This is a genomic window from Kribbella pittospori (genome assembly GCF_004331465.1).
Taxonomy (GTDB): domain Bacteria; phylum Actinomycetota; class Actinomycetes; order Propionibacteriales; family Kribbellaceae; genus Kribbella; species Kribbella pittospori.
Window position 1 is genome coordinate 225175 of sequence record NZ_SJKB01000005.1, and the last position, 13897, is coordinate 239071.

Here is a 13897-nt window from a genome sequence, read left to right on the forward strand (position 1 = left end):
GCAATCAGCCGATCGGTGTCGCTCCTCTTGTCCGGACGTCCTCCGGCCAGCGGAGGGGGACACCGAGGCTGGACAGCACGCGCTGGAAATCGGTGAGCTTGCGCTCGTCGGCCCGGACCGCGCGAGGGATGTCACCGGTGTGGACACAGTGCTCTGCCAGGGCACCACTCACTTCCCCGATGTTCCACTCGACCGGGTGGAGGCGATAGCAGCCGTTCGTGACGTGCGTCGTACCGATGTTCTTCGCGGCCGGAAGGAGGTTGTCGACGCGGACCGGGAGCAGTGCACCGAGCGGGATCTGGAACGGCCAGGTCGCCAGGTCGATGTATGTGCGCGGGCCGCCCGGTCCACCGGTGCTCGGGTGGAGGTCGAGCCGGTAGTGGCCGATCCCCACTGAGTCGTGGAAGTCCTCAGCGCCGATGAGGTCGCCGCGGGCGGTCACGCTGATGTGCTGCTCGGTCACCGTCGTCTCGGCGCGGATCCGCCGCGCCTCGCGCACGTACGGGTACAGCGCGAGGCCGTCGGGTCCGTCGCCGGTGAGGTCACCGCGCAATCGTAGGCTGCGGTAGCCGACGCCGCCGTCGAGCCGTGGTGCCTCGGTCTGCATCCAGTACAGGTAGGACAGGCTGAGCTGGCGTGCCCGCTCCTCGTGCGTACGCCGCTCGTCCGCAGTGACCCCGGTCAGCGGACCGAGCCAGTAGTCGATGGCCGGCCAGTTCACGAGGGTGACGTCGCGGATCCCCGAGTCCGGCGTGAAGTTGGCGTGATCGAGGATCCGGCGGAAGTGCCACAGATCGCAGCCGTCGCGACCGGGGTAGTGCGGCGGATCCTGGAAGATCGGCCGGTGGTGCGGGCTCAGCGAATCGGGGAAGACCTCCCACCAGGACAGCTGCTTGTCCGGCCAGAAGTCGGCCTTGTACGCGTTCCAGAAGTCGTACTCCGCAGGCCGATCGATCGTGTGGTCCTCGCCCGGCCGGTGCTCGAGCGCGAAGCAGACACTGAACGACTGCTGGTCGAGTGGCTGTGCCGGTCCGTCCAGAGCGTGTGGCTCGCCGGTCTCGGCGGCGCTCTCCGAGCCGATCACATGCTCGACGCCGCCGAGCTCGAGCAGGTCGCCGAGCTCAGTGGCGTCGATGAAGACACTGCCGGTGAGCGTGATCTCGGCGCCGGTCTGATTGTTGCGTACGGCCACCGCCTCGAGCCGGTCGCCGTCGACGGAGACCTGGACCGGCTCGTGCTCCAGTAGCAGTCGCAGGCGGCCCGAGGCGATCGGGCTCGCGAGCAGATCGGACAGTACGGCGTGGGCAGCCCGCGGTTCGTGGCACAGCCGGCTGACCCGCCCGTTCCCCGGATTCAGGAACGGATCTGTCGCCGCGTCGAGCGTCAACGGGTAGTTGCGGCGGTAGTGGTCCCGGATCCGGTGGCGGAGACTCCGGTAGCTCGCCGTCGCGCCGAAGTCCTCGATCCATTCGTTCTCGTCCGGTGGCACCGCCTGTGCGGTGAGCTGCCCGCCGATCCACCGGGTCTGCTCGGTCAGTACGACGCTGCAGCCCCGGCGTACCGCGGTGAGCGCGGCGGCGATTCCACCGAGCCCGCCGCCCACGATGACGACGTCGGCCTGGATCTCAGTCATGGGGTCCTCTCGAATCGGCATGCTCGTCAGCCCTTGATCCCGCCGTCGGCGAGACCGCTGATGAAGGCTCGCTGGTTGAACGCGAACACCACGAGCACCGGCACGGTCACGAGTACGGCGCCCGCCAGCACCGGCCCGTACTGCACGTTCCCGCTGGTGAGGAACTTCGCCAGCGCCAGTTGCACGGTGTTCATCGAGTCCGTGTTGGTGATCACCAGCGGCCAGAGGAAGTCGTCCCAGATCCCGGTGAAGGCGAAGACTCCGAGGGTCGCGATCAGGGGCTTGGCCAGAGGCAGGTAGATCTGGAAGAAGATCCGCAGTTCACCGGCGCCGTCGGTCCGGGCCGCTTCGGCCAGTTCGTCGGGGAACTCCAGGAAGTACTGCCTGGACAGGAAGATGTTGAGCGGCGTGACGAGATACGGCAGCGCGAGTCCACCGATGCTGTTCAGCAGACCGTAGCCACCGACGCCGAGGATGTCGTTGCCACCGGCAAGCGGGATCCCCTTGGTGATCAGGAACAGCGGGATCAGCGTCACCGAGACCGGGATCATCGCCGTCGAGATCAATACCGCAAAGACGATGGTGTCGCCGCGGAACCGCAGCTTGGCGAACGCATAGCCGGCCATGCTCGCGAACAGGCAGTTCGACACCACCACGATGACCGCGACCGCCGAGCTGTTCAGCATGGCGCGTCCCAGGCCACCACTGGTCAGCGCAGTGACGAAGTTGGCGGTGGTGGGGGACTCCGGGATCAGGTTGCTCGCACTGAACGCCTGATCGGCCGAGGTGAACGCCAGCGACACCATCCAGATGAATGGCGTCAGCACGACCAGCGTCGCCACACCCAGCGGCAGCAGCGAGACCAGAGTGCGGGCGTGAGCTTTGCTCGAGTGGGCCATCGTCACGACCTCGTCCGCATCATCTGCCGGAGCGAGACGAACGCCACGGCTGAGATCAGCGCGAACAGGACGAAGCCCATCGCGCTCGCCGTTCCCATGTCGTTGAACTGGAAGGCCTGCTTGTAGATGAGGAAGTTGACCGTCGTGGTCGAGTCCACCGGTCCACCCCGGGTAAGCACGTAGATCTCGCCGAACGACTGAGCGAGATAGACGATGTCGGTCACGACGACGTACGTGAGCATCCCGCGCAGACCCGGCAGCGTGACGTACCGGAACTGCGCCCACCGGCCGGCCCCGTCGACGGCAGCCGCCTCATACAACTCGCGCGAGATCGACTGGAGTCCGGCGAGCAGCAGCACCATGTTGCCGCCGAGGGCCTTCCAGATCCGCATCACCGCGACGGACGCCAGCGCCGAACTCGACTCCAGCAGGAACTGCTTCGGCTCGGCGCCGAACCGTCCGAGGATCTGGTTGAACCAGCCCTGTGGGGAGTACAGCCACAACCACACCATGCTGACGGCCGTCAGCGAGACCACGTGCGGGACGTACAGCGCGGTACGGAAGAAGCCGATGCCGCGACGACTGCGGTTGACCAGCAACGCCAGCACCAGTGCCAGGATCACCGCCCCGGGCAGCACGTACAGGACATACTTGCCCGTGACGGCCAGCGAACTCAGGAAGACCGGATCGGTCAGGATCTTCGTGTAGTTGGAGATCCCCACCGGCTGCGGTCCCGACCGGGACTGCGGGTCGTAGTTGGTGAAGCTGAGGTACAGCCCGTACACCAACGGGAACAGATGGAAGATGACGACGTACGCCGCCGCCGGCAGGATGAACAGGACGGCGATCCGCCGCGTTCGCCGGGTGGGGGAGCCACGCCGGGCCGTCCCGCGAGCGGCCACCTGGTCCGCGGGCGGGCCGGCCTCGGTCGGGGTGAGGGTCGTTGTCTCCGGCAAGGTCTCACGACCCTTCCAGCAGCGGCTTGACCTCCTGGGCCGCCTTGTCCAGCGCGTCCTTCGGCGCCACCTTGCCGGCCAGCGCCTGCTGCAGATAGCGACTCAGTACGTCGCGGACCTGGACCCAGGCGGGCACGTTCGGATTGCCGATGTACGCCGATTGCGCCGCCAGGAAGGTCGTCAGCAACGGGTTCTTGGTCACGTAGGCGCTGCTCTTCGCCGACTGACGGACCGGGAGACTGCCGATCACCTCGGCGTACTGGTTGCTCACCTCGGGCGAGGCCATGTACTCAAGGAACTTCCACGCCAGGTCCTGATTCTTGCTGTCCTTGCTGATGAACAGTCCGGTGCCCATGCCGCCGTACGCCTTGCCCGGCTGACCGCCGAGAGTTGGTGGCGCCAGTACGCCGAGCTTGTCGGCGAGGTCCGGCTTCGCCTTGACGAGTTGCAGCAGCTGGCTCGGCCCGAACTGGGTGATCGGCGCGGTGCCGAGCGCCAGCGGCTGTTGGGCGGGCGGACGGCTGAGGTAGTCGTCACCGACTCCAGTGGCCACTGCACCATCGCCCTGGTACAGGTTCACCATGTAGGTCAGCGCCTGCACCCCGGCCGGCGAGTTGAACTCCGCGGTCTTGCCGTCGTCGCTGAGCATCTTGCCGGATGCTGACCTGAGCAGAGCGATGAACGACTGCTCGTCGGCGATCGGCGACGTGGCGATGAGCATCCCGGACCGGGTCTTCGTCTTGAGCTTGCGAGCCGCGTCGTAGACCGACTCCCAACTCGTCAACGTGGCCGGGTCGACGCCTGCACCTTGGAGCAGGTCCTTGCGATAGACCAGCAGCGTTCCGGTGCCGGACAGCGGCATCAGATAATGCTTGCCGTCGACAACACCTTGGTCGAGCAGTCCACCGAAGTCGTCCTTGTCGGCCAGCGCGTTGATCCGGTCGTCCAGGGCGAGAACCCGATCGTTGGCAGCGAATCCCGCTGCTGCGGCGGTGCCGTGGCCCCAGACGTCCGGCGTCGTACCGGAGGCGAACGCCGTGGTGAGCTTGGGTGACAGGTTCGGCCAGTCGACGTAGGTCACAGTGACCTTCGAACCGGTCTGCTGTTCGAACTTGGGGACCAGTGTCTTGGTGACGAGATCGATCTCGACCTGGCTGTTCCCGGGGAACCAGACGGTGAGCTCCTTCGGCCCGGAGTTCCCGCCGGATCCGGACGGACTGCCGGTCCCACAGGCGGCGAGTACTGCGCTCAGCCCGATCGCGGTGACAGCGGTGAGCGTACGGCGAATGTTCATCACAATCCTTCGGAAGGTCAGATGGTTCGCGGGCGCCCGATCGTGGCGCCGGGGTGGAATCCGCACTGCGCCACCAAAGGCGCGGCGCCCGCGGATCCATTGAGCAGTGACAAGAGAAGCCGCACGCCCAGCCGCCCGAGCTCGACGCGAGGCATCCGCAAACAGGTCCAGTCGCGTGCGGCCGGCGGCTTGGGCGGGGTGTCCTGTAACACGACGACCGACAGGTCGGCGGGAATTCTCAGCTTGGCCGCACGCGCGGCCTTCCCCAGCGCCGCCGCCTGTACGGCGTTGTCCACCAGGACAGCGGTGACCCGGGAATCCAGGAGTCCGCCGAGCGTGGCCGGCCCGATCGCGCCAGGGTCGACAACGACCGGCCGGACGGCAGGCAGTCCGCGGTCCGCGAGACCTCTGCGTCGTCCGCGAGCCAGATCCTGCCTCGGTTCGTCGCGGTCGCGTTGCTGCAGATGACCGATCCGCACATGCCCGAGATCGGCCAACGTGTGAACGACCCGCGCGGTCGAGTCGGCATAGTCGCCGGTGACGAAGTGCAGGTCGACGCCGGGGACGTCCCGCCTGCCGATGAAGACGAACGGGTAGTCCTCCGCGGCCAGCCGGCGCAGCTCGGCCTTGTCCACCCGGATGCCGACGAAGATGCAGCCGTCGGCCACCTTGAGCCGGTTGCTCCCGTTCTTGTACACCCGCCGGACTCCTTCTTCGTCACGGGTCGACGTGAACAGCACGAGGTCGTAGCCCGCGGCCTCAGCTTCCTCCTCGATCCCCAGCAGGAACGGCTGGTAGTAGTCGTGGTGGTCGATCGGGAACATCGACTCGTAGGTGTGCACCCCGAGGAGTTGGTTGCTCATGCCCTGCAAGCTGCGGGCGATGACGTCCGGCACGTAGCCCAGGGTCCGGATCGCGCGCTCGACCTTGTCGATCGTCTCCGGTGGGATCCGGCGGCCGGACGCCTGACCGTTCAGCACGCTCGACACCGTCGCCTGGGAGACGCCGGCAGCTCTGGCGACGTCGGTCTGGCGCGGGCGGGTCTGCGGCACCGTCCATACCACCTTTCGTTCGTGGATGGCCGTGCTAATACCTATAAGCGTTGGTGGATCTGCTCATCGTCGTCACCGCCTCCGAGCACTGTCAAGGCTTCGCGGCCTTGCCTGGGCAGATCGTAGTATGGTAGTACGGCGGTTGTATGGTAGTACGTTAGCATGGTGAACCGCCACCACCAGGAGGCACCGTTGAATCCGCTCCCCGCCCCGAGCCGCCGCGCCGTACTCGGTGGGCTCGCCGGAAGCACTGTCGCTGCCGCGATCGGGACCACGGTCCCGGCCCAGGCGAAGAGCGACAAGCCCGGGAAGAAGGACACCGTCCAGACCACGCCCAAGTTCCTGATGGGCCTCAACACCCACCTGACCGGACCGAAGTACATCCCCGACTCCGTCAGTGTGATCCAGCAGAGCAGTGCCAACGCGATCCGCGACGAGTGCGCCTGGGCCAAGGTTGAGCTGCAGGCCGGTGTCTTCGCGGTACCACCTGAGATCGACACCTACTACACCCAAATCGTTGCCCAGGGCATTGAGCCGATGATCATCCTCGACTACGGCAACCCGCTCTACGACGGTGGCGAACGACCGACCTCGGCCGCCGGCATCGCAGCCTTCTGTGCGTACGCCGAGTTCCTGGCGCAGCACTTCGCCGGGCAGGTGACCCGCTTCGAGGTGTGGAACGAGTGGGACATCGCGATCGGCGGCGTCACCGGCAACGGCGACCCGGTCCAGTACGTCAACCTGCTGTCCGCGGTCTACGCGACCCTCAAGGCGGTCGACCCGACGATCACCGTCGTCGGGGGAGCGGTGTCAGCGCTGAACTACACCTACATCAACACCCTGCTGGACAACGGGATCCTCGATGTCTGCGACATCTTCTCGGTCCACACCTACGTGTACGCCGACCTGCCGATCGAGAACCGGGTCCCGGAAGTCTGGTGGCAGCACGTCCAGGACTTGCAGACGGTGGTGCGTACCTACAACAGCGGCCAGGACTTCCCGCTCTACGTCACCGAGCTCGGCTGGACGACCGGATTCAAACCCCTGACTGACGACGCCGGCATCACGCAGGAACTACAGGCGGCGTACGTCGCCCGGCTGTACCTGATCGCCCGCAGCCTGCCGTACCTGAAAGGTCTGTGGATCTACGGCTTCGAGGACGAGGCCTGGTCGTACAACACCTACGGCCCCAACTACGGCATCGTGCGGCCCGACCTCACGCCGAAGGAGGGGTACTCCGCCTTCCACGCGGTCGCGCACATCGTCAAGTTCGGGACCTTCGTGAGCCTGACCAACCCGCTCGACCCGAAGCTGTGGGCGCTGCAGTTCAGGGATCTGGACGGTTCCGACGTACTCGCCCTGTGGAACTCCTATCTCGACGACCACTACTCCGTCGTACTGCACAACAACGGCACCACGTTGGCGCCGATGAAATTCGAGCAGCCAGGCGGCCTGTCCGTCACCCGCCAGTGGGGTCGCAAGGCCTGGTACGACGCGAGCAACGCGGTCTTCACCCCGGACGATCTGGACGTGACGCTGCGACGGCCGCCGGTGCTGATCAGCGGACCGCTCACCGATGTGACGTTCCGGTTGATCCGCAAGCACACCTTCCCCGACACGACGCGGTAGCGATGACGGTGGACAACGCCATCGTCTTCCCGGCGCCCGGTGTCGCCGAGCTGCGTCAGGTGCAGCTCCCCGACGCCGGGCCCGGTGAAGTCCGGCTGCGGACCCGGCTCTCACTGATGAGCACCGGCACCGAGGGCATCGCCTTCGCCCGCCGCTTCGGCGCGGGCACCCACTGGGCGCAGTACGTCGAGTATCCGTTCCGGCCCGGCTATTCCGTTGTCGGCGTGGTCGACCAGACCGGTCACGAGTCGGGCTTGTCGGTTGGCGACCGGGTCGTGGCCCGCGCACCTCACGCCTCGCGGGTCGTAGTCCGCGCCGACCGGTGTACGCCGGTCCCGGCCGGCCTGGCCGACGAGCAGGCAGTGTGGTTCGCGCTCGCGAAGATCGCCTTCGTCGGGATCCGGGTGGGGGAGGTCCGGCCAGGATCCCGGGTTCTGGTGGTCGGAGCGGGGCCTATCGGCCAGATGGCGACTCGCTGGGCCGCAGCCGCGGCGGCCGCGCGGATCGTGGTCGTCGACAGCGTCGCGGCTCGGCTGGACCTAGCGATGGCCGGCGGAGCGACCGCCACGATCGGCAGCCCGATCGACGACGCCCAGGACGAGCTCGCGGCAGCCTTCGGCGGTCAGCCGCCCGAGGTGGTGCTCGACTCGACTGGCAACGCCGCGGTGCTACCCGGCGCCCTGCGCGCCGCTGCCGACCATGGCCGGGTGGTCCTGCTCGGCGACGCCGGCACGCCGTCGGACCAACGACTCACCTCGGATGTGATGGTTCGCGGCGTGTCGATCATGGGTGCTCACGACTCGTACACGATCGGTGATCAGCGCTGGGACAACGACCGTGAGATCGTCCGGCTGGTGTTCCGGCTCGCTGCCGCGGGACGGTTCCCATTGACCGGAATGGTCGGCGACCGGTTCGGCCCGAAGGATTGTCAGCGGGCCTACGAGTTGGCCGCCACTCAGCGGCACCGGACGATGGGCATCGTCTTCGACTGGGATTGAGCGTGGCGGAAGGACTTTGCGAGGTTGCATGCTACCATACATGGGACATTGAGGCAGGTCGAAGGGTGGTAGTACATGGTCGAGCGGAGGACGCGCGGCACACGGCGGGTCCAACTGAGCCGGATGCGGGACTCCAGCACGCGCTCGCAGGTCTACAGCCAGCTGCGCAGTGAGATCATCACGCTGACGATGAAGCCCGGCCAGGTGCTGTCCGAGAGCGAGCTCGCCGAGGTGTACGGCGTGAGCCGGACACCGGTCCGTGAGGCGCTGATCAGGCTGGCCGACGAGAGCCTCGTCGAGGTGGTGCCGCAACTCGGCACCTACGTCTCGCGGATCAGTGTCCGCGAGGTCCGCGAGGCGCAGTTCATCCGCGAGACCCTCGAGCGCGCTTCGCTGCCGCTGGCGATCAAGCGGATCACCCCCGTCGACGAGGCCCAGTTGCGGTTGCTGCTGGCCACGCAGGCCGACGCCGGCGAGCGTGGCGATCTGATCGAGTGGTTCAGCACCGACGAGCAGTTGCACCGGGCGTTGCTGGAGATCGCCGGCCACCCGAAGACCTGGTCCGTGGTGTCGTCGATCAAGGCCCACCTGGATCGGGTCCGGATGCTGTCGCTGCCCGAGCCGGAGATCCTGTCGTCGATGCACGGCCAGCACGCCACCTTGGTCGACCACGTGGTCGCCAAGCGGACGCAGCAGGCCGACAAGCTGCTGACCCAGCACCTGCGCGGCGTCCTCGGCGTACTCGAGCCGCTGGAGAAGCAGCATCCGGACTACTTCCAGCTCGACGAGGAGCACGACGTACGGTCGCCTCGTCCGGCCGGCCGCGCTCGCTGACACCACCTGGTCAGGCTGACCGAGGCGCGGTCGCGTCGATCAGCGCCTGGATGTAGCCAACAGCGTGTGCCCGTCCGCGGTGACCCCACTCGGTGTCGCCGACCAGCCGCGGCGTGTGGTCGTCGAGGATGAAGCCGTCGAAGCCGGCCCGGCGCAAAGCCTGGACGACGCGGTACGGCTCGTAGTTGCCCTCACCGAGGAAGCTTTCCTCGAACACCGGCACGGTGCCGCGGACGTCGCGGAGATGGACGTAGCCGATCTGGCCGCGCGGTCCGAAGTGGTCGATCGCCGCCAGCACCGCAGCCTCACCGCCCATCTCCGACACAGTTCCCAGGCACAACTCCACCGCCCAGGCTGGACTCGGGACCAGCTTGGCGGCGCGCTTCAGCGCGTCGACACTGCGGATGATGCGGGCGATGCCGCCGAGCGACGGAACCGGTGGGTCGTCCGGATGGATCGCCAGCCGGATGCCGGCCTCCTCCGCAGCGGGCAGCACTCCTTCCATGAAGTAGCGGTAGTTCTCCCACATCTGCTCCTCGCCGATCTCGACGCCGAGATCCGGATAGCCGCCGGCGGCGAAATCGTCCTTGCCCAGATGCTCCGAGTCGTCCCGGGGTGCGTTGCGCCGGGCAACCAACAGGTCTGCGGCGTTGGCCGGATCCAGGGCCGCGGCCAGGTCGAACGACGTGACCTCGGCGCCGCCACGACCACGGTCGTCCATGCCGGTCCGGACGACACCGACCGGGCAGAAGTGATACCCGAGGATCGCGATGCCCGCGCGTCCTACGTTGCGGATCGTCTCCCGGACGTTGTCGATGTCCTCGTCGCGGCCCGGCAGGCCCAACATCGCGCGCTGGTAGAACGACTGCGGGATGTTCTCGATCGCCTCCAGCGCCAGCCCTCGACTCTCGCACCGCTCCCGCAAGGCGATCAGGTCGGCCACCTCCCAGCGTCGCTCGCCAGGAAGCCAGGGCGTGTTCACTTGGATGCCGGCCAGCCCGAGTTGCCGCGCGAACGTCAGGAGCTCGTCCGACGGATCGTGGAACTGGCCGAGTACGACGCGCACGTCAGGCCTGCACCGGGATCGGCGTACTGGCTGCCTCGCGCCGATAAGCCGAGTCGGCGAGCGGTCGTTCCCGGATCTCTCGCGGCCATTCGAGTGGTACGCCGAAGGTGCCGGTGAGCAGCCGTTGGTAGTCGGCCAGCAGGCCAGGCTCGTTGCGGACCTGCGTCGGCTCATGCCTACCGTCGAGGCAGAACGCTGCCAGTGCGCCGACAGCCTCACCGATCGCCCACTCGACCGGGTGCAGTCGGTAGCAGCCGTTGGTGATGTGCGTGCTGCCGATGTTCTTGTTGGCCGGCAGCAGGTTCGTCACCCGCCGCGGCAGCAGCGCACCCAGTGGGATCTGGAACGGATGACTGTCCAGGTCGACGTACGTACGGCCGGACGTGCTCGGGTGCAGGTCGATCCGGTAAGCCCCGATGCCCACGCTGTCCGCGAACTGCGCGGGACCGCCGAGCCCTTCCCGCGCGGTGACACCGAGGTGGTTTTCGGTCACGGTCAGCTCGCCGAGGATGCGTCGGCTCTCCCGGATGTACGCCGCCTTCGCCAGCCCATCCGTGGTCCCGGTGGCCTCGCGGCACAACCGCAGTCCTGGGTAGCCGGTTCCGCCGTCGGATCGCGGTACGGCGGTCTGCAGCCAGTACACCAGCGAGCGGGTGAGCTCGCGGCTCTCGGCCAGCGCACGGTCTCGCGTGGCGTCGTCCACGCCGATCAGAGGCGCCAGCCAGTAGTCGTTCTGCGGCCAGTTCATCAGGGTGACGTCGGTGGTGAGCACCTCGGTGAACTGGTCGGCGCTGCGGATCCGCCGGTAGTTCCACCGGGTCCTGGCGATGCGATCGTCGGCCGCATCCCCGAACAACTGCAGCTCGCGGATGACCAGCGTCCCCGGATCGACATCGGTCAGGGTGAGCTGCGAGCCGGGCCAGACCCCCGACTCATGGTTCAGCCAGAAGTCGTAGCTGTCCGGCTTGTCGATCGTGTGATCCTCACCCGGCCGGTGCTCGAGCGCGCAGCACCAGGTGATCGCCTGCTGGTCGAGCGGATTGGCAGGGCCAGGAAGTGCGTGCGGCTCGCCGGTCTCGTCCTGCGACTCGGCACCGACGACATGCTCGATGCCGCCGAGCTCGAGAAGGTCGCCCAGCTCGGTCGCGTCCACGACGTACGGCGCGCTCAACGTGCGTTCGTCGCCTGTCTCCAGGCTGCGGACCGTCACGGCCTCGACTCGGTCGCCGTCGGTGTGGACCGCGACGGGGACATGCCGCATCAGGAGTGTGATCCGCCCCGAGGACAGGTATGGCGCCAGCATCTCGCCGATGACCGCGACGGCGACGGGTGGTTCGTGGCACAAGCCGCTGACGAGGCCGCGGCCAGGGTTCAACGTGGCGTCGGCCCTGGCCGCCTCGGTCAGCGGATAGTTCCGCCGGTAGAAGTCGCGGATGCCGGCACGCAGTCGCTGGTACGACGCTGAGCTGTACGGACCCTCGATCCAGGCGTTCTCGTCCGGCGGCACGGCCTGGGTGGTGAGTTGACCGCCGAGCCAGTCCAACTCCTCGGTGAGGACGACGGTCCGGCCGAGCGTCGCGGCGGCCAGTGCGACGGCGACGCCACCGAGCCCGCCGCCGATGACGACGACATCAGTCTGAGTCATACGAAACCTCTCAACCCTTGAGGCCGGTGAAACCGACGCCTCGGACGATGTAGCGCTGGAAGACGACGAAGATCAGCAGCGGCGGGACGATCGCGATGAACATGCCGGCCAGCAGCAACGCCTGGTCCGCCGAGTTCGCCAGCCGGGGGAGTGCGACCGCGAGCGGCTGTCGTTCCGGATCGGTGATCACGATCAACGGCCAGAGGAAGTCCTTCCACGCCGTCATCACCGACAGCAGCGAGATCACCGCGAGCAGCGGACCGGACAGCGGCAGCACGATCCGCCAGAACACCCGGAACGCCCCGGCACCGTCGACCTCGGCGGCCTCGAACAACTCGCGCGGGATGGCGTCGAAGAACTGCTTGGCCAGCAGGATGTTGAAGGCATGTGCGCCGGCCGGCAGCCACACCGCCAGTGGTGTGTCGGTCAGCGACACGCCAAGGCCGGGAACGTTGAGCACGGTCAGGTAGAGGGCGACCATCGACACCGTCCCGGGGAGGAACAGTGTCGCCAGGATGCCGCCGTACACGACGCGGCCGAACCACGGTCGCAGGACCGAGAGCGCGTACCCGGCAGTCGTTGCCACGAGCAACTGGGTGAGCCACGATCCGCCGACCAGGACCGCGGTGTTGACCAGGTAGTGGCCGATCTGCAGGGTCGACCACGCATCGGACATGTTGTGCCACTCGAACGTCTCCGGCCACAGCGACAGCGGATGCGCGAGCAGATCGGGCGTGGCCGAGATCGCGCTCTTCACCGTCCAGTACAGCGGCCCCGCACCGGCGACGACGACAGCGAGGACGAGCACGGTCTGCATGCCGCCCGACCACAGCCGGACCGGCGTACGACGGCGGTCCGCCGACGACAGCACGCCCCGGTCGGTCTGGGCGCTCATCACTTGCTCCACGGCCGGGTGAGTCGCAGATACAGCGCGGAGACGAGACCGAGCACGATCGCCAGCAGGACACTCAGGGCGCCGGCCCGGCCGTAGTCGCCGTCGAGGAAGGCATACCGGTAGATCAGCATCAGCACGCTGATCGTCGCATTCTCCGGCCCGCCGGCCGTCATCACGAACGGCTCCGTGAACACCTGGAAGGCGCCGATGATCTGCAGCAACAGCATGAGCAGGAGGACACCGCGGATCTGGGGGAGTGCGATGTGCCAGACCCGGCGCAGGATCGAGGCACCGTCGATCTCAGCCGCGTCATACAACTCGGTGGACACTCCGGCCAGCGCGGCCAGGTAGATGAGCACCGCACCACCGACGCCGGCCCAGGTCGCGGTGATCACCAGACCCGGCATCGCCCAGTGCTGGTCCTGCAGCCACAAGAACGGTCCGAGCCCGATCAGACCGAGCACGTGGTTGGCCAGCCCGGAGTCCGGGTCGTAGAACTGCTTCCACAGCAGGACCGAGACCACTGGCGGAACGACGACGGGCAGGTACACGAGCACCCGGAGCAGGCCGCCGAACCGGCGGATCTCCGACATCAGCAGCGCGACGAGGACGGGCAGCGGGAAGCCGATCAGCAGTGAGAGCGCGGTGAACCACAGCGTGTTCCGTACCGCGATCGGCAGCACCGGGTCGTCGAACAGACGGCCGAAGTTCGACCACCCTACCCAGGTGGCTGGCTCGACCAGGTTGGTCTGCTGGAACGCCAGCAGGGCACTCCGCAGGATCGGCCACCAGGAGAAGTAGCCGAACAGGAGCAGGGCCGGCAGCAGGAAGACGAGGGCGGCCAGGTTCAGCCGCCACGCCCTACTCAGCTGCGGTCCGGAGCGGCGGCGTGCGGTCGGCGGCGTACCGGCCCCGGACGGCGGCCGCCGCTCGCCATCCGGGATCGGTCGGTTGCCGGGGCGGGTGACTCCCTCGGCCTGGGCGGTCGACATCCGG

12 protein-coding genes are annotated in these 13897 nt (G+C 67.5%); 3 read left to right on the forward strand and 9 right to left on the reverse strand.

Translation table 11 applies throughout. The annotated features are described in order from the left end of the window. Positions 1–4: 4 nt before the first annotated feature. The 5 genes from E0H73_RS17860 to E0H73_RS17880 are packed head-to-tail and all read right to left on the reverse strand — an operon-like array spanning position 5 to position 5834. Positions 5–1633: an FAD-dependent oxidoreductase gene (locus E0H73_RS17860; RefSeq protein ID WP_131357197.1), complete on the reverse strand. Its 1629-nt coding sequence runs from the start codon at positions 1631–1633 to the stop codon at positions 5–7. A 26-nt stretch (positions 1634–1659) separates the two neighbouring features. Next, positions 1660–2532, reverse strand: a complete 873-nt coding sequence (locus tag E0H73_RS17865; RefSeq protein ID WP_131357199.1) for a carbohydrate ABC transporter permease — start codon at positions 2530–2532, stop codon at positions 1660–1662. A 2-nt stretch (positions 2533–2534) separates the two neighbouring features. After that, positions 2535–3488 carry a carbohydrate ABC transporter permease gene (locus E0H73_RS17870; protein ID WP_165555732.1) on the reverse strand — a complete coding sequence of 318 codons (954 nt, stop codon included), beginning with the start codon at positions 3486–3488 and terminating at the stop codon, positions 2535–2537. Positions 3489–3492: 4 nt separating this feature from the next. Then, positions 3493–4782 (reverse strand): ABC transporter substrate-binding protein, encoded by a 1290-nt coding sequence (locus E0H73_RS17875; RefSeq protein ID WP_131357205.1) that lies wholly within the window; start codon positions 4780–4782, stop codon positions 3493–3495. A 17-nt stretch (positions 4783–4799) separates the two neighbouring features. Continuing rightward, a complete protein-coding gene (locus E0H73_RS17880; protein WP_131357208.1) occupies positions 4800–5834 on the reverse strand; it encodes a LacI family DNA-binding transcriptional regulator in 1035 nt (344 codons plus the stop codon). 162 nt (positions 5835–5996) lie between these two features. On the opposite strand from E0H73_RS17880, the gene E0H73_RS17885 reads away from it, so the two are divergent. The 3 genes from E0H73_RS17885 to E0H73_RS17895 all read left to right on the forward strand — a co-directional run bounded on the left by E0H73_RS17885 (position 5997) and on the right by E0H73_RS17895 (position 9295). Next, the gene (locus E0H73_RS17885) at positions 5997–7463 is read left to right on the forward strand and encodes a glycoside hydrolase 5 family protein (RefSeq protein WP_131357211.1); all 1467 of its coding nucleotides are present in this window, start codon (positions 5997–5999) and stop codon (positions 7461–7463) included. A gap of 2 nt (positions 7464–7465) precedes the next feature. Next, positions 7466–8461, forward strand: coding sequence for a zinc-dependent alcohol dehydrogenase (locus tag E0H73_RS17890; RefSeq protein ID WP_131357214.1), 996 nt, complete (start codon positions 7466–7468; stop codon positions 8459–8461). Between the two features lie 75 nt (positions 8462–8536). Then, a complete protein-coding gene (locus tag E0H73_RS17895) occupies positions 8537–9295 on the forward strand; it encodes a GntR family transcriptional regulator (protein ID WP_131357217.1) in 759 nt (252 codons plus the stop codon). 10 nt (positions 9296–9305) lie between these two features. Here the strand turns inward: E0H73_RS17895 and E0H73_RS17900 are convergent, their stop codons facing one another. Genes E0H73_RS17900 through E0H73_RS17915 form a run of 4 tightly spaced genes read right to left on the reverse strand, consistent with a single transcriptional unit; the run spans position 9306 to position 13893 of the window. Beyond that, positions 9306–10361: a mannonate dehydratase gene (locus E0H73_RS17900; protein ID WP_165555716.1), complete on the reverse strand. Its 1056-nt coding sequence runs from the start codon at positions 10359–10361 to the stop codon at positions 9306–9308. A gap of 1 nt (position 10362) precedes the next feature. Further along, the gene (locus E0H73_RS17905; RefSeq protein ID WP_131357223.1) at positions 10363–12006 is read right to left on the reverse strand and encodes an FAD-dependent oxidoreductase; all 1644 of its coding nucleotides are present in this window, start codon (positions 12004–12006) and stop codon (positions 10363–10365) included. Between the two features lie 10 nt (positions 12007–12016). Next, complete coding sequence (locus tag E0H73_RS17910) at positions 12017–12901, reverse strand: carbohydrate ABC transporter permease (protein WP_131357226.1); 885 nt, start codon at positions 12899–12901, stop codon at positions 12017–12019. Continuing rightward, complete coding sequence (locus E0H73_RS17915) at positions 12901–13893, reverse strand: carbohydrate ABC transporter permease (protein ID WP_131357229.1); 993 nt, start codon at positions 13891–13893, stop codon at positions 12901–12903. Before E0H73_RS17915 ends, E0H73_RS17910 begins: the two co-directional genes overlap by 1 nt. Between the last annotated feature and the right edge of the window lie 4 nt (positions 13894–13897).

Coding starts and splice junctions, on each gene's coding strand:
- E0H73_RS17860 (WP_131357197.1), bottom strand. CDS start 1,633: ATGACTGAGATCCAGGCCGACGTCGTCATCGTGGGCGGCGGGCTCGGT.
- E0H73_RS17865 (WP_131357199.1), bottom strand. CDS start 2,532: ATGGCCCACTCGAGCAAAGCTCACGCCCGCACTCTGGTCTCGCTGCTG.
- E0H73_RS17875 (WP_131357205.1), bottom strand. CDS start 4,782: ATGAACATTCGCCGTACGCTCACCGCTGTCACCGCGATCGGGCTGAGC.
- E0H73_RS17885 (WP_131357211.1), top strand. CDS start 5,997: ATGGTGAACCGCCACCACCAGGAGGCACCGTTGAATCCGCTCCCCGCC.
- E0H73_RS17890 (WP_131357214.1), top strand. CDS start 7,466: ATGACGGTGGACAACGCCATCGTCTTCCCGGCGCCCGGTGTCGCCGAG.
- E0H73_RS17895 (WP_131357217.1), top strand. CDS start 8,537: ATGGTCGAGCGGAGGACGCGCGGCACACGGCGGGTCCAACTGAGCCGG.
- E0H73_RS17905 (WP_131357223.1), bottom strand. CDS start 12,006: ATGACTCAGACTGATGTCGTCGTCATCGGCGGCGGGCTCGGTGGCGTC.
- E0H73_RS17910 (WP_131357226.1), bottom strand. CDS start 12,901: ATGAGCGCCCAGACCGACCGGGGCGTGCTGTCGTCGGCGGACCGCCGT.
- E0H73_RS17915 (WP_131357229.1), bottom strand. CDS start 13,893: ATGTCGACCGCCCAGGCCGAGGGAGTCACCCGCCCCGGCAACCGACCG.